Origin of the sequence: Streptomyces sp. NBC_00400 (assembly GCF_036048035.1) — a bacterium.
Classification (GTDB): Bacteria; Actinomycetota; Actinomycetes; order Streptomycetales; family Streptomycetaceae; genus Streptomyces.
Genome location: NZ_CP107940.1, coordinates 1,255,543 through 1,270,195 on the forward strand (window position 1 = coordinate 1,255,543; position 14,653 = coordinate 1,270,195).

The window sequence follows — 14,653 nt, forward strand, 5'->3', positions numbered from 1 at the left end:
ATCTCTCATCGAGATGACTCTAATAGAGGTACCTCTGTTAGAGTCAAAGTTATGACGACGGCAACCACGCAGTACTTCCGCACCCCGGACGGCATACAGCTCGCCTACCTCGACCTCGGCGGCACCGGCCGTCCCGTCCTCGCACTGCACGGCGCCTATGGACGCGGCCGCTCCCTGCTCGGGCTCGCCGGCCACCTCGGACCCGGATACCGGCTCATCGCGCTCGACCAGCGCGGCCACGGCCTCTCCGACCACCCCGACGACCACGGACGGGAGGCCTACATCGGCGACGCGGCGGCGCTCGTCGCACACCTCGGACTCGGCCCCGTTGCGGTCGTCGGACACTCGCTCGGCGGCATCACCGCGTACCAACTGGCCGCAAGGCGACCGGAATTGGTCTCGGCCGTGGTCGTGATGGACTTTCCGGCGGAGTACCGGGCACCAGTCGGCGACGATCAGCTGCTCGCCCTGCCGACACACTTCCCGAGCATGGGGGCGATGCTGGACGCACTCGCGTTTGTGGACGAGCCCCGGCACTTCACCGAGAGCGCGGTGGAGGAGCCGGAGGGGTGGCGGTTCCTGTGGCGGGCGGAGGAAGTGCATGCCGCCAAGGTTGCCGTCCGAGGCGACTGGTGGGGCGACTTCACCGCCGTCGAGCAGCCGCTGATGGTCGTGCGGGGCGGACGCAGTGCGGTCGTGCCGCGCCGGGACGCCGAGGAGATGGTCCGCCGCCGGCCCGGCACAGAAGTCGTGACGATCGACGGGCATCACGACTTCTACCTCACACACCAGGCGGAACTGGGCGCGACGGTAAGGGAATTCCTGGACCGCACGGCCCCCTTGGCGGGGTAACGCCTCCATCCCGGTGGTCAGGAACGGCAATCCCTGAACCCCAAGAAATCGAACCGAGTTGCCGATATTCCGGAAGGCTTTCCACTCCGGTGGCTGGCCCCCCAGGCACCCGATCGGTGCCGCAGACGAAGACCCCCGGTCACGGCCCTGACATGCCGTCATCACAGCGGTGCGGGCCGCCGCCTCCGCCCCGGGGGGCGGCGGCCCCGCTGCGCCTCTCGGCGGTTGCGCACCGGCCGCGGTCAGGACACCTCAAGGACGATCTTGCCGCGGGCCCGCCCGGCCATGCTCCGCCGGAACGCCTCGGCGGCCTCGGACAGCGGGAGGATCGCCTCGACCGGCACACTCAGCTTCCCGGCGTCCGCGAGTGCGCCGAGCGCGGTCAGGTCGGCGGTGTCCGGGCGCACCCACACCATGTGGCCGCCCTTGTCCTTGACCTCGCCGTCGGCGATCGACGCCACCCGGCTGCGGTCCTTGAGGAGTTCCTGCGAGACCTCCACGACGCCACCGCCGACGAAGTCGACGGCCGCGTCGACGCCTTCGGGCGCCAGGGTCCGCACCCGGTCGGCGAGACCGTCACCGTAGGTGACCGGCTCGGCGCCCAGGGAGCGCAGGAAGTCGTGGTTGCGCTCGCTCGCCGTGCCGATGACACGGGCGCCCTGTGCCACCGCGATCTGGACGGCGAGGGAGCCGACACCCCCCGCGGCGGCATGCACCAGGACCGTCTCGCCCGCCTGTACACCGACCCGCTTGAGCGACTGATAGGCCGTCAGCCCGGCGAGCGGAAGCCCGGCGGCCTGCTGCCAGCTGAGCGAGGCGGGCTTGCGCGCCAGCGTCCTGACCGGCGCGGCGACCAACTCGGCGTAGGTGCCGTGCTGCACCTCGTCCCTGCGCACATAACCGATGACCTCGTCGCCGACCGCGTACTCCGTGGCGTCCGCGCCCACCGCCTCGACCACGCCCGCCACATCCCACCCGGGAACGAGCGGGAAGTGCCCGTCCATCATCGGGTCCAGATAGCCGGCGACGATCTTCCAGTCCACCGGGTTGACCCCGGCCGCCTTGACCCGGATCAGGAAGGAGTCCGGGCCCACCTTCGGATCGGGGCGGTCGGTGTATTCGAGGACCTCGGGGCCGCCGTAGCTCTTTGCGATGATTGCCTTCATGACCGTCACAACGCGTGACGACCGGGGATCATTCCAGGGTCGCGGAAGGTCACCGAATCGGCGTACGCGAGGTGCGACGACCGGGGTGCGGCAGCGGTGACGGGCCCTCAGCCCGGGGCCTGGTTCAGCCGGCCCGGGCGAGCGGGCCGGCCGGACCGGCTGAAGGGGCCACACCGACTGCCCGGCCTACACCGGCCGCATCCGGTACTCGTACCGCTCCGGGAGCGGATGCCGGGAACGGGCCTCGGCACGGACCTGTTCGGTGACCGGTCCGCCGCCCGCGACCAGCCGCTCGGCGATGGCGTACCAGGTATCGGCCGGCGCCTCCTCGCCCTCCCGCAGCGCGGCGATCTCGAAGCCGGCGTCGAAGATCTCCCGGGCCTCGGCCGGCCGGCCCTGGGCGAGCAGCACCTGCGCGGTCAGCAACCGGAAGCGGCCGTCGGCCGGACCGGACTGCGGCAGGTCCGCCAGCAGCCGCGCCGCCTCGTCGGTACGGCCGGCCGCGAGCAGCACGGGCACCGCCTCCCGGACGAGGGCCGAGCGCACCGGCCGCCAGTCCCGCGCGGCCGGGCCCGGCTCCGCTGCCGCCCGCACCGCTTCGTCGCAGGCCTGCAGACAGCGGTCGGCGGCGCGCGCGGTCTCGCCCGCCTCCGCTTCGGCAACGGCCAGGCAGTACAGCGGCAGGGCGCCGGCGCCGTGCCCGAGCGCACGCTCCCAGCTGCGGACGGCCTGGGCGCGGTCACCGGCATGCCACTGGGCGAGCCCCAGGTGATAGTCGGTGGCCGCGCCCGAGGGGGCGGACTCCAGCAGATCGCGCCAGGCCGGCCCGACCAGCGCCGGTCCGGGCACCGGGCGGCCGGCCGGCAGGTCCCCGGTTCTGAGCAGCGTCAGCCAGGCCTCCTGCTCCGCGCCCAGCGCTGCCGCGTCGAACGGCGTACCCGGCAGGTCCAGACCTGCGCGGGCGGCCTCCAGTGCGCCCCAGCCGGAGCCGGTGGCCAGCGGCTCCTTCGGTTCCTGGTCGGCGTACGGCAGCCAGGCGGCGTAGGCGGCATCGACGTCCGCGCGCGGCAGGGCGGCTTCCAGCCGGGCCGCGACCTCGTGGCGGGCCGCGCCCCAGTCCGTGCCGTGCACGGTCGCGGCGTCGGCGTCCAGCGGCCCGTAGGCCTCCAGCCAGGCGAACTCCCCACCGGCGTCGAGCGGTACCTGCTCCAGTTGCGTACGGGCCAGGCCTGCCTGGATCTCGGCGTAGCCGCCGGTGCCCGGCTCGGTGAGCCACTGCTGCCAGCGCCGCCCGGCCCGGCCGGCGCCCCACAGGAAGAGCTTGCGGCCGCGCAGGGTGTCGGTGGAGGTCTGCACCAGGCCGCGGCCGTCGGCGTCGAGGGAGGTGATCCAGCGGCGGGCGCCGTCGGGCACCTCGTAGAAGTAGTCGGCGGGGAACTCGCTGCGCAGCGGGTACGTCCGGTCGATGCCGTCGTAGCCGGGTACCGGAACACGGCGCAGGCACCGTTCGTAGCCGAAGTGCCAGGCTTCCTCGGCGGGGGCCAGGACACGGGTGCCCTCGCCTTCGGGAACGGCGGTGTTGGACCACCAGTAGACGGGGACCGTGTGGTGGTGCGGGTTACGGATCCGGACGCCCACGTGGAGGAAGTCGGAGCCGTCGGGCAGCCACAGGTCCACCTGGAAGGGCAGGTCGCGCAGCCGTTCCCACTCCCACAGCCGCAGCATCTCCCCGCCGTCCGGCGCCGGGACACGGGCGGCGTGCAGCGGGGCACACGAGAGGGTGGTGTGGCCGGGGGCGCCGATGTTCCATTCGATGCCGCCGGAGAACCAGGCGCCGTTGAGGGCGAAGGCCGCGGGCTGCCACACCGGGTTGCGGTACAGCAGTTCGCGGCCGGTGGGCTTGTGGTGCAGGGAGTACACCCGGCCGCCGAGGCCGGGCAGGACGGTGGCGCGCAGCCGGTCGTTCTCGATGACCAGCGCGTCGAGGCCGGTGGGACGGCGGGTGCGGCCGTAGCCGTCCCGCATCCGCGTCGGCAGGATCGAGCGCAGCGGCGGACCGTCGATCTGCCGTGCCATGTCGGCGGGCAGGTGGGCGTCCCGGGTCTCGATGCGGTGCGGGTCCTGGCCGCCGCGCAGCGCGGGAAGGGGGTTGTCGGGGCCGAGGGGGGCTGCGGGGAGGGTCAGGGTGGTGCGTCGCACTCTCGTGGCCACGGCTGCCTCGCAATGCTGGACCGGGCCACCCCGGCTGTGGCGGCCTCCTGTTGACCATGGAACCGCGTGATCACCCCTCTGCACAGGGCTTCTTGCGGCCGGGTGAGGTCAGGGTTGCGCAAAGAGGACCTCAAGGGGGTCGGCACGGAGCACCGCGGCACGGTCCGGCCCATACCGGGACCGGCACACGACCGCACCGAAAAAGGGGAGGCCCCAGAACATCCGCAGAAATAGCCTGTTACTCGACTCACCAACACACAGACCACCACACAGCAGAACGGAAGGCCGCGCTCATGGCGACCCAGCACACCTACCGAGTCATCGTCCGCGGCACATGGGACGGCCTGACGGCACAGTCCCGTGCGCAGCTGCTCGCCGAGGTGGCCGACCACGGCCTGGCGCAGTTGCAGTTCACGCCCGAGGGGTCGCTGGCGTACGACAGTGCGCTGCACGCCTTCAGCTACCGCTATGTCATCGTCTCGGACGCGGCGGACGGCGAGGAGATGGCCGCTGTGCTCGCCGAGGACAAGGCGGAGCGGGCGCTGAAGGCCGCGGGCCTGGGCTATCGGGAACTGCGCTCCACGGTCACGAACATGGACACGATGAAGATCAACCGCAAGTCCCGCTAGCGGAGGCCTCGTCGGACGGCTGCGTGCCGGTACCCGGTTCGTTGAAGCGCAGCCGGTTCCCGAAGGGGTCGGTCAGGGTGAGCGAGGTTCCGGTCTCGTCCTGCTCCAGGCCGGGCCGCAGGTACGGATAGCTCTTGGCGGACAGTTCGGCATGGAGCGCGTGGACCCCGTTCAGCTCCGTGTAGAGCGTGGAGCCGGGCGTCGCATCGCCGTGGTGCTCCGACAGGTGCAGCACGAGGTCACCGCGCGAGACCTGGGTGTAGAGCGGCATACCGGGCTCGAAGCGATGCTCCCAGTCGATGCTGCAGCCGAGGTAGTCGACATAGAACTCATGGGCCTTGGCCACGTCGAAGATCCGGAAGACCGGCACGGTGCGGTGGAAGACGATGTCCATGGCGGACAGGGAATCACACGGTTTCCCCGGCGACCATCTCGGCGGTGATCGCCCAGCGCTCGTGGTCGCGCCAGGCGCCGTCGATGAAGAGGAAGTCCGGGGAGAACCCCTCCAGCCGGAATCCGGCCCGCTTGACCAGCGCGATCGACCGCTCGTTGGCGGGCTGGACATTGACCTCCAGCCGGTGCAGCCCCATCTCCCCGAAGGCATGGTGCAGGACGAGCCGCAGCCCCTCGCTCATCAGCCCCCGCCCGGCGGCGTGTGCAAAGGCGCCGTAGCCGATCGCACCGCAACGGAAGGCACCGTGCACGATGTTGTTGACCGTCAGATAGCCGGCGATCCGCCCGTCGGCGAGGTCGCAGATCAAGAAGCCCTCGCGCTCCGGCTCCTGGAGCCGGAGCAGATAGGCGTCGTAGGCGGCGTCCTCGGCCGGCGGGAAGAGCCAGGGACGGTGCAGTTCCGCGCTCTGCCGGGCCAGCGCGGTGAACTCGTCCCGGTCGGCGGCGGTGAAGTGCCGGATGCCCACCCGCGGGCCGTGTGCCAGGTAGCGGTCGTTGGTCGTCACCGGAGGATCGTACGGAGGGGGAGGGCGGCGGGCCAGCCGTTTGCGGTGGTGGTGCCGCCGCGGGTGGCGAAGGGCCCGCCCGGCGTCACACCGGCAGCCGGCCTCCGGGGCTGTTGTCCCCCGCCTCCGCAACCACCCGCCCCTACTGCCACACCGGCGCATCCGTGCCGCAGCGGCCGGGTGGGGTCGCCCAGGTGGCCGGGGAGCCGTCGAAGGAGACGGGTGGAAGGGCGTGGCGGAGCCGGCCGACGGGGCTGTCGGTGTCGCGGAGGTGGTGCGCGGGGTCATAGGCACCGGCGCCGGGCGTCTGCGGCCCCGGCCCGGGGCCGGGGTGCGGCTCGGCGTCGTCCGCCAGGTCGTGCATCAGCCACCGCGCGGTGCGGGCCAGGGCGAGGGTGGCGAGGAACGAGCCGCCGGTGCGGGACTGTCCGGTCAGTGCGCGGAGCACGGCCGCGGCCAGCAGGTAGCCGGTTCCGTGGTCGAGTGCCTGGGCGGGGAGCGTTCCGGGGGTGCCGCTGCGCTGAGCTCCGCCTCTGCTCTCTTCCGAGTCCTTGGATGCCGAGCCGGCGTCCGCTTCAACGGCGGCGATCCCGGTGGCCACCTGCACCAGGCTGTCGAAGCCGCGTCGGCCGCCCCACGGCCCGTCGTCGCCCCAGGCAGAGATCCGGGCCACCACCAGCCCGGGGCGGCGCGCGGCCAGCGCCTCGGGGGTGAGGCCGAAGCGGTCGAGTGCGCCCGGGCGGTAGCCGGTCACCACCACGTCCGCGCGGAAGAGCAGTTCCTCGAAGGAGGCGCGGCCGGCGGGTGAACCGAGGTCGAGCACGGTGGACCGTTTGCCGAAGCCGGTGTCGCTGTGGGCGTCCTGGCTCTCCGGCAGTTGCGGGGCGTCGACCCGCAGGACCTCGGCGCCGAGCAGGGCCAGCGTGCGGGTGGCGACCGGCCCGGCGATCACCCGGGTCAGATCGAGCACCCGCAGCCCGGCGGCCGGGAGCGTCGGCAGGCCGGCGAGCGGTGGCAGCGGACGGGGCGGGGCGTCGCCGAGGGTGTCGAGGGTCAGCAGCGGGTGGGCGGCCACGGCGGTGCCCTGCGGGTGGGCGCGCCAGGCCCCGGGGGTGCGGACGGCCACGGCAAGTCCGCCCGCGGCACAGACCGTCTCCTCGATCTCCTCGGCCCGGCGGCCGGACAGCGCGGCCTCGGCGTCCGCTCCCCCGGCGGTCTCGGGGAGGTCCAGCGCGCGGAGCAACCGGGCGCGGTGGTGCGGATAGTTGGCGTGGGTGCGTACCCAGCCGTCGGCGGTGCGCCAGAAGCGGGAGAGCGGCGCGAAGGACGAGCAGGCACGGCCGTCGACCCGCAGATGGCGTTCGCTGAGGAAGGCGGTGGCCACCGCGCCGTCATCGACCCGTACGGCGGTTACCGGACCGCCGTTGCGCCGGGCTGCCAGTTCGGCCCCGGCCAGCGCGCAGACCGCGACCGTGGACCGGGCCAGCGACATGACCGGCAGCCGGGCCGGCAGCAGACCGGGGGGACCGCCGTACGCGATCCGTTCCGTCAGGGCCGGGGCGCCGCCCAGGGCCGCCCAGGCCAGATCCGTACCGCTGTGCCGCGCACCCTCGTGCCCTCGCCCCATGGCGGGCAGTCTGGCACGGGACCCGGATCACCCCCGCGCCGCCGGCCGCTCCCCCGCGCTCGGTGCGGCGAGCGCCAGCCGGCGGTGGAAACGGCGCAGCACCGTGCGGACCACGAACGGGTGGACACGGCGGACGACGGCGCAGTAGAGGCGGGCGGACCGGCCGGGCCGGATTCCGGCGGTCGCGGTGCCGGGCGGGGCCCCGAGGCTACGTCGCCGCACTCTTCGCGGAGCTGGGCTTTCCCGAGGACGAGGCCCAACGCCGCGGCCTGCTCGCCCACACATCCCTTCTCGGGCACACCCAGCTCGGACACGCCGTCCCGCAGAGCCTGCCGGCCGGTTCCGCACGCGACCGCTATCTGGACGGAGTGATCGAAACCCTCGTACGGCCCTGAACGGAGGCGAAGGTTCCGAAAATGAGCGAACCTGAACGAAAATGGCCGAACTGCACGTAGACGTGCCCGGTATCCGAGGCATGAGGTGAGATCAGCGCGGCCAACACGGCGCGCTTCCGCATTGACATCTCACACCCGAGCAGCTCGATCCAGTTGAGCTCCTCGTACGGGAGGAATTCCGTGACCGAAGCCATCTCCTACTTTCAGGACCGCACCTGTCCCTACCACCCGCCCGCCGGCTACCAGCCGCTGCGGGATTCCGGACCGCTGACGCATGTCGCGCTCTACGACGGCCGCAAGGTATGGGCGGTAACCGGCCACAGCGAGGCCCGGGCGCTGCTGAGCGACCAGCGGCTCTCCTCCGACCGGCAGAACCCCGCCTTCCCGATGCCGGTCGAGCGCTTCGCGGCGATCCGCCAGGTCAGGACCCCGCTGCTCGGGGTCGACGACCCCGAGCACAACACCCAGCGCCGGATGCTGATCCCCAGCTTCAGCGTGAAGCGGGTCGCCGCGCTGCGGCCGGACATCCACCGGATCGTCGACGGACTGCTCGACCGGATGCTGGCCCAGGGCCCGCCCGCCGAGCTGGTCTCCGCGTTCGCGCTGCCGGTCCCCTCGATGGTGATCTGCTCGCTGCTCGGCGTCCCGTACTCCGACCACGAGTTCTTCGAGGACGCGTCCAGCCGCCTGCTGCGCAGCCGTACGGCCCAGGAGGCGGAGACCGCCCGCACCGATCTGGAGGACTACTTCACCGAGCTGATCGCCCACAAGGAGAAGAAACCGGGCGACGGGCTGCTGGACGAGCTGATCGAGGAGCGGCTGCGGTCCGGCGACCTCGCCCACGAGGACCTGGTCCGGCTCGCCATGATCCTGCTGGTGGCCGGCCATGAGACCACCGCCAACATGATCTCGCTCGGCACCTTCACCCTGCTCGAACACCCCGAGCAGCTGGCACAGCTGAAGGCCGAGGAGGGCCTGATGCCGGCCGCCGTCGAGGAGCTGCTGCGGTTCCTGTCCATCGCGGACGGCATGCTGCGGGTGGCTACGGAGGACATCGAGATCGGCGGGCAGCTCATCCGCGCCGACGACGGTGTCCTGTTCCCCACCTTGCTGATCAACCGGGACGAGAGCGCCTATCCGTCGCCGGACGAGCTGGACCTCGACCGTTCGGCCCGCCACCACGTGGCGTTCGGCTTCGGGATCCACCAGTGCCTGGGGCAGAACCTCGCCCGCGCGGAGATGGAGATCGCACTGCGCTCGCTCTTCACCCGGATCCCGGACCTGCGCCTCGCCGTGCCGGCCGCCGGGATTCCCTTCAAGCCGGGCGACACCCTGCAAGGAATGATCGAACTGCCGCTGGCCTGGTAGCAGCCATGACGGCAGACGAACGAAAGGGGTCCGGGATGCGGATCACCATCGACACCGACCGCTGTATCGGCGCCGGCCAGTGCGCCCTGACCGCGCCGGGGGTCTTCACCCAGGACGACGACGGTTTCAGCGCCCTGCTGCCCGGCCGTGAGGACGGCGCGGGCGACCCACTGGTGCGAGAGGCCGCCCGCGCCTGCCCCGTACAGGCCATCTCGGTCACGGACGACTGAGCCACCACCCCCGCGGACGGCCCGGCTGACGCGCGCGGCTCCCGGCTGACACCCGGCCCGCGGTGCGCCCGGCACCCTCCGCCCTCCTCCTTGTCCCTACGGCATCCACCCCATCCGCTACCGCAACACCCCTTGTGTGACGGGCAGTTCGAGCACCCCGGTGTCCTCGGGTGCGGAGCTGACCGTCACCGGCTTGATCCCCCGGTTGCCCGCATAAGCGTCATCGCTCGCGGCGAGGACCAGGCGCAGCCGGTGCCCCGGCTCGTAACGGTGCACGATGCCCGGCAGTTCCACGGTGAACCTCCGGGTCACATCGGCCACCCGGGCCGGGGCCACCAACCGGTGCACCAGCGTCTTCCCGCCGTCCGGCGCGACGTCGTAGAGCTTGACGAAGAGCACCAGCTTGTCGGCCGCGTCGGAGGAGTTCTGCACCCGCTCGGCCTGCGGTGAGGAGACCTTCAGCGTCACTCTGGGCGCGCCCACCACCTCCACCGGCCGGCCGCTCACCGGCCGGGACGTCCAGTCCAGGTAGGTGCCCCTGGCGTCGTAAGGCGCCACGTCCGGCAGGCCGAGCAGCCCGGCCGGTGAACTCTCCGAGTGGCTGGTGGCCGTCCGCAGATTGCGGTACTCCCGGCTGCCGCGCACCACCTCGCCGCGGCGGCCGACGAGCGTGCCGTCCCCGGAGAGGTACAGCCGCCGGCTGCCGCCCGCCGGGAAGACGGGCGAGGTGGCGTAGGCGGACCCGCCGGTCACCCAGTCCCGGTAATAGGCGAAGGCCGGGCCGGTGGCAGTGGCCGTCCGATGGCGCAGATACCGGTCGAACCACGCAAGGATCCGCCGCCCGGCATAGCTGGTGTCCAGATTGCCCTGCGCCAGGTCGAGTTCCCCCCGCGCCGGCTTCCGCATCCCGCCGCTGTGGCCCCAGGCCTGCCAGATCATCTTGACGGGGGTGCCCTGGGCGGCCAGCGTCCGGTAGCTGGCGGTGGCCTCGTTGAGGTTGAACAGGCTGTCGTCCTGGCCCTGGACCAGCAGTGTCGGTGCCTTGACCGAGGCCAGATACGAGACCGGGGAGACACTGCGCGCATAGGCGAGCACGGCCCGGGTCCGCCCGGCCGGGTAGCTGCCGGAATCCAGCAGCCGTTTGGTCTCGCAGGCCTGCGCGACGAAGTGCAGACAGCCTGCGCCGCCGGCCCGCGACGGGTCGAGTTTCGGGTGCAGCAGCCCCTGCGCCTCGCCGATCAGAAAGAACCCGTTGGTCCACTGCCACTTGTACGCACCGGGCAGCGGTCCGCCGCCGCCCCGCGTACGGCCGGCGTTGTCGGGGTCGAGGGAGTAGGAGAGGTCGTTCCAGGTGATGAGGGGGACCAGCGCGTCGACCCGGTGGTCGACTGCGGCGGTGGCCAGCTGCACCGCCCCGCCGTAGGACCCGCCGATCATGCCGACCCGCGGATCTCCCGGCCCGTCCTTGGCGACATAGTCGATACGTGTCCCGTCGTCGGCCGTACGGGCCCCGGCCAGCAGGTCGACCAGCCCGCTTGCCGCCCGGCCGTCGGTCCGGGGGTCGTCCAGGGAAATCGGGCAGCCGGTCTTGCCGAAGCCGAGTCCGGAGTAGGCCAGCGCCACATAGCCGCGGGCGGCAAAGGCCTTGGCGAGGGCGTCGGTCGCGCCGTCCGCCTTGTCACCGCCGAAGCCGTTGGTGGTCAGTACGGCGGGCGCCGGACGGGCGGCGACGGCACCGGCCGGGCGGTAGACATCCGCATCCAGGGTGCACGTGCGGTCCCCGGCCCGGACGGTGACCTGCAGCGCGGTGACGGTGTACGGGGCGGCGGCCACCGCGGGTGCGGGGGCGGTCAGGGCGAGCGGGGCGACGAGGGCGGAACCGGCCAGCAGGGCGAGGGACGTGCGGAGCAGGGGGCGGCGGGGCACGCCTCGGGACACGCTGGGCACGCAGACCTCCACACACGTCGTCCCAACAGTCGGTAACGGCGCGCTCATGCTGTGTCACGGGTGGGGGGAAGTCAACGGCGCCGGCGTGCGTCTCCGTTAGGACGTCAGTTCAGCGCTGCCCCCGTCGCAGCCCCGTCGCAGCCCCGTCGTGCCCCCGTGCGCGCCCTCGCTGCGCGCCTCGTTGCGGCATGAGGCGACGCGGCAGCCCGACCACCCCTGAAGCAACGGATGGTGACGAGCCATCAGGCAAATGGGGGGCCTTTCACACAGTCGCCGGCCGTTCGAAGACCAGCGTGCCGGCCGTCGCGTCCAGCTCCGCGGGGACGCCCAGCGGCAGGGTCAGCGCACTGTCACCGTGTCCGAAGCCGAACTCCTCGGCCACCGGCACCCCGAGGCCGCCCAGCCGGTCCGCCAGCACCTCCCGCACCCGGTCGTAGGGACCGCAGCCGGCCCAGGACCCGAGCACGATCCCGGCGACACCGTCCAGCCGGCCGGCGCGCAGGAGCTGGGTGAGCGCCCGGTCGATGCGGTACGGCGGCTCCCCGATGTCCTCCAGCAGCAGGAGGCCGCCCGCCGCCCCGCGCCTGGCCCGCGGGGTGCCCACCTCGGTGGCGAGCATGGCCAGACAGCCACCGAGGGTGATCCCGCGGGCCCGCCCCGGCACCAGGGGCCGGGCCGTCGGCGACGCCAGGGTCCGGACGGTCTCGGGTGCGAAGAGCGTGCGCCGCAGATGCTCGCGGGTGGCGTCGTCCTTGAGGAAGACCTCACCCGCCACGGCCGGACCGTGCAGGGTGGATACCCCGGCGCGCACCGCGAACGCCTCGTGCAGCACCGTCACATCGCTGAAGCCGACCAGCGGTTTGGGGGCCGCGGCCCGGAGGGCGTCCCAGTCCAGCAGATCGACCATCCGCTGGGCGCCGTAGCCGCCCCGCGCCGCGAACACGGCCTTGACGGCGGGGTCGCACCACGCCTCCTGCAGGTCGCGGGCCCGTTCCTCGTCGGCCGCGGCCAGATAGCGCAGGGTCGGGTGGGTGCCCCTGGCATGGGGGGCGGCGACCGGGTCGAGGTCCCAGCCCCGCAGTACGTCCAGTCCGCGGTCCAGCCGCTCCGGTGCGAGGGGGCCGCTGGGTGCCACCACCGCCACCCGGTCGCCGGGCCGCAGCCGCGGCGCCCTAACCCGCTCCCCCGCGGTCATCCGCGCAGCTCCAGCACCGGAACATCGCTCCGGGCGAGGCCGAAGGTCTGGGAATACAGGGAGAGTTCGGCCTCCACGGCGCGCACGATGGTCTCCGCCCGGCGGAAGCCGTGCCCCTCCCCGGCAAAGGCCAGATAGGCGTGCGGGGTACCGCGCCCGGCGACCGCGGCGAGGAACCGTTCGCACTGCACGGGCGGGCAGATCACATCGTCCAGGCCCTGGAGCAGCAGGAACGGCGCGGCGATACGGTCCGCGCGGTGCAGCGGCGAGCGCTCGCGGTAGCGGTCGGGCACCTCCGCGAACGGACCGACCAGGGACTCCAGGTACTGCGATTCGAAGTCATGGGTCTCGTCGGTGGCCCAGCCGGTCAGGTCCAGGATCGGATAGCTGATGGTGCCGCAGGCGTAGAGGTCGGTGGCGGTCAGGGAGGCGGCGGTGGTCCAGCCGCCGGCGCTGCCGCCGCGGATGGCCAGCCGCGCACGGTCGGCGGTGCCCTCGTCGGCGAGCGCCCGGGCGACAGCGGCGCAGTCCTCGACGTCCACCACGCCCCACTGGCCGCGCAGCCGCTCGCGGTACTCCCGGCCGTAGCCCGTCGACCCGCCGTAGTTGACCTCGGCGATGCCGATGCCCCGGGAGGTGAAGTAGGCGATCTCCAGGTCGAGCACCATGGGGGCGTGGCCGGTGGGGCCGCCGTGTGCCCACACCACGAAGGGCGGCAACTCGCCGTCGGGCGCCCGGTGGTCGGGGTTGTGCGGCGGATAGATGTGGGCGTGGATGTCCCGTCCGTCGGGGCCGGTGAAGGTACGGCTCCGTGGCCGGGGGTAGTAGGCCGGGTCCAGGACGTCGGCGTGCCGGCAGGCGATCACCCGGGTGCGTCCGGTGCAGGTGTCCAGCTCGACGATCTCGTACGAGCTGTGCGGCCCTGCGGCGATGCCGAGGACGCGGCTGCCCTGCACGGCGAGGGTGGGCGCCCACTCCGTCCACGGGCCGGCGGAGTCGACGAGTTCGCCGGTCACCGGGTCGAGGATGCCCAGGGTGGTGGAGCCGCGGCCGTGGATCACCGCGACGGTGCCGTTCTCCAGCGGCAGGAACCAGCGCTGCCCGACATTCCACAGCGGCCCGCCGAACTCCTCCTGCCGGGAGGGGCACAGGGCCACCGCGCCCTCGCCCTCCCCGGGCCCCGGCTCCTCCCCCGCGCCCGGCTCGGCGCCCCCGCCGTCGGGGTCGATGCGCTGCAGCTCCCACCAGCCGCTGCGGTCCGAGACGAAGAGCAGCGAGCCGTCCGCCGCCCACTCGATCTGCGCGACGGACTCCCCGGCCGCGCCGCCGCCCGGTGCGCCGGTGCCGAGGTCGCCGACGAGCGGCCGGACGTCCTCGAACTCGCCCTTGCCGGTGATCCGGGCCACCCTCACCAGCGTGCCCTCCCAGGGCATCAGGGGGTGGTTCCAGGCGATCCATGCGGCCCGCCGCCCGTCCGCGGAGATCCGCGGGCCGGTCACAAAGCGGTGCCGGTCATCGCTCAACTCCCGTACCCGGGACCGGCTTTCGGCGGCGGAACCATCGAGCGGCACGGCCGCGATCACCCTGCGCACATCGGTCGGCCGGTCGCCCGTGAACTCCTCCAGGACGCACCACACCTCGCCGAGCTCCGGGCGCAGCACGGGATCGACCCAGCGCAGTCCGGCGCCGATGCCGGAGAGCGGGGTGAGCGGGCGCGGGGCGTCGCCGCCGTCCGGTGCGCAGACGTACAGCCGCTGGTCGGCGAAGTTGCTGAAGACGAGGAGCGGTCCGTGCTCGGTGACCGTGCCGGCCCAGGGCTGGCCGCCGTACTCCAGCACCCGGCTGCGGACGTTCCAGGGCGCGGGCAGCACCGACTCCTCGGCGCCGTCCGGCCGTCGGCGGACCAGCGCCCGCCGGCCGCCCTCCGCGGGCCGCGGCTCCGTCCACCACACCTCGTCGCCGACCACCCCGACGAAGGCCGGCCGGCCGTCGTGCGCGGCAACCGCCCGGGCGTCTATCGGGGACGTCCAGCCGCCGTACGGAGCCGTGGTCACCATGTGCAGTTCCTCTCCTC

At 73.0% G+C, this 14,653-nt stretch carries 13 protein-coding genes; 4 read left to right on the top strand and 9 right to left on the bottom strand.

Annotated features, from left to right (window positions below):
* Positions 1 to 51 precede the first annotated feature (51 nt).
* A complete protein-coding gene (locus OHS81_RS05585; RefSeq protein WP_328382999.1) occupies positions 52 to 852 on the top strand; it encodes an alpha/beta fold hydrolase in 801 nt (266 codons plus the stop codon).
* A 242-nt stretch (positions 853 to 1,094) separates the two neighbouring features.
* Here OHS81_RS05585 and OHS81_RS05590 read toward each other — a convergent pair whose 3' ends face one another.
* A complete protein-coding gene (locus tag OHS81_RS05590; protein WP_328383001.1) occupies positions 1,095 to 2,018 on the bottom strand; it encodes an NADP-dependent oxidoreductase in 924 nt (307 codons plus the stop codon).
* Between the two features lie 186 nt (positions 2,019 to 2,204).
* Complete coding sequence (locus tag OHS81_RS05595) at positions 2,205 to 4,229, bottom strand: DUF5107 domain-containing protein (protein WP_328383002.1); 2,025 nt, start codon at positions 4,227 to 4,229, stop codon at positions 2,205 to 2,207.
* A 293-nt stretch (positions 4,230 to 4,522) separates the two neighbouring features.
* On the opposite strand from OHS81_RS05595, the gene OHS81_RS05600 reads away from it, so the two are divergent.
* The gene (locus OHS81_RS05600) at positions 4,523 to 4,858 is read left to right on the top strand and encodes a DUF6204 family protein (RefSeq protein ID WP_328383004.1); all 336 of its coding nucleotides are present in this window, start codon (positions 4,523 to 4,525) and stop codon (positions 4,856 to 4,858) included.
* Here the strand turns inward: OHS81_RS05600 and OHS81_RS05605 are convergent.
* The 4 genes from OHS81_RS05605 to OHS81_RS05620 form a co-directional block, all read right to left on the bottom strand.
* Positions 4,839 to 5,252, bottom strand: a complete 414-nt coding sequence (locus OHS81_RS05605; protein WP_328383006.1) for a glyoxalase superfamily protein — start codon at positions 5,250 to 5,252, stop codon at positions 4,839 to 4,841. The two genes, OHS81_RS05600 and OHS81_RS05605, sit on opposite strands and share 20 nt — an antisense overlap.
* 13 nt (positions 5,253 to 5,265) lie before the next feature.
* A complete protein-coding gene (locus OHS81_RS05610; protein WP_328383008.1) occupies positions 5,266 to 5,817 on the bottom strand; it encodes a GNAT family N-acetyltransferase in 552 nt (183 codons plus the stop codon).
* Between the two features lie 142 nt (positions 5,818 to 5,959).
* Positions 5,960 to 7,444: a CoA transferase gene (locus OHS81_RS05615; RefSeq protein WP_328383010.1), complete on the bottom strand. Its 1,485-nt coding sequence runs from the start codon at positions 7,442 to 7,444 to the stop codon at positions 5,960 to 5,962.
* A gap of 27 nt (positions 7,445 to 7,471) precedes the next feature.
* The gene (locus tag OHS81_RS05620) at positions 7,472 to 7,666 is read right to left on the bottom strand and encodes a hypothetical protein (protein WP_328383012.1); all 195 of its coding nucleotides are present in this window, start codon (positions 7,664 to 7,666) and stop codon (positions 7,472 to 7,474) included.
* Between the two features lie 353 nt (positions 7,667 to 8,019).
* Between OHS81_RS05620 and OHS81_RS05625 the strand changes: the two genes are divergently transcribed.
* Entirely contained in the window at positions 8,020 to 9,207 is a 1,188-nt protein-coding gene (locus OHS81_RS05625; protein ID WP_328383014.1) for a cytochrome P450, read from the top strand.
* Between the two features lie 35 nt (positions 9,208 to 9,242).
* Positions 9,243 to 9,437, top strand: coding sequence for a ferredoxin (locus tag OHS81_RS05630; RefSeq protein ID WP_088800950.1), 195 nt, complete (start codon positions 9,243 to 9,245; stop codon positions 9,435 to 9,437).
* Positions 9,438 to 9,554: 117 nt separating this feature from the next.
* Here the strand turns inward: OHS81_RS05630 and OHS81_RS05635 are convergent, their stop codons facing one another.
* From OHS81_RS05635 to OHS81_RS05645, 3 genes are all read right to left on the bottom strand, one after another.
* Positions 9,555 to 11,432, bottom strand: a complete 1,878-nt coding sequence (locus OHS81_RS05635) for a CocE/NonD family hydrolase (RefSeq protein WP_443058656.1) — start codon at positions 11,430 to 11,432, stop codon at positions 9,555 to 9,557.
* Between the two features lie 214 nt (positions 11,433 to 11,646).
* Entirely contained in the window at positions 11,647 to 12,579 is a 933-nt protein-coding gene (locus tag OHS81_RS05640; RefSeq protein WP_328383016.1) for a S66 peptidase family protein, read from the bottom strand.
* Positions 12,576 to 14,636 carry a prolyl oligopeptidase family serine peptidase gene (locus OHS81_RS05645; RefSeq protein ID WP_328383018.1) on the bottom strand — a complete coding sequence of 687 codons (2,061 nt, stop codon included), beginning with the start codon at positions 14,634 to 14,636 and terminating at the stop codon, positions 12,576 to 12,578. The genes OHS81_RS05640 and OHS81_RS05645 overlap by 4 nt, the downstream gene beginning before the upstream one ends.
* Positions 14,637 to 14,653 lie beyond the last annotated feature (17 nt).

Bases quoted from the DNA above. Each gene is read 5' to 3' on its own strand.
- OHS81_RS05585 (WP_328382999.1), top strand. From the start codon at position 52: ATGACGACGGCAACCACGCAGTACTTCCGCACCCCGGACGGCATACAG.
- OHS81_RS05590 (WP_328383001.1), bottom strand. From the start codon at position 2,018: ATGAAGGCAATCATCGCAAAGAGCTACGGCGGCCCCGAGGTCCTCGAA.
- OHS81_RS05600 (WP_328383004.1), top strand. From the start codon at position 4,523: ATGGCGACCCAGCACACCTACCGAGTCATCGTCCGCGGCACATGGGAC.
- OHS81_RS05605 (WP_328383006.1), bottom strand. From the start codon at position 5,252: ATGGACATCGTCTTCCACCGCACCGTGCCGGTCTTCCGGATCTTCGAC.
- OHS81_RS05615 (WP_328383010.1), bottom strand. From the start codon at position 7,444: ATGGGGCGAGGGCACGAGGGTGCGCGGCACAGCGGTACGGATCTGGCC.
- OHS81_RS05630 (WP_088800950.1), top strand. From the start codon at position 9,243: ATGCGGATCACCATCGACACCGACCGCTGTATCGGCGCCGGCCAGTGC.
- OHS81_RS05635 (WP_443058656.1), bottom strand. From the start codon at position 11,432: ATGAGCGCGCCGTTACCGACTGTTGGGACGACGTGTGTGGAGGTCTGC.
- OHS81_RS05640 (WP_328383016.1), bottom strand. From the start codon at position 12,579: ATGACCGCGGGGGAGCGGGTTAGGGCGCCGCGGCTGCGGCCCGGCGAC.
- OHS81_RS05645 (WP_328383018.1), bottom strand. From the start codon at position 14,636: ATGGTGACCACGGCTCCGTACGGCGGCTGGACGTCCCCGATAGACGCC.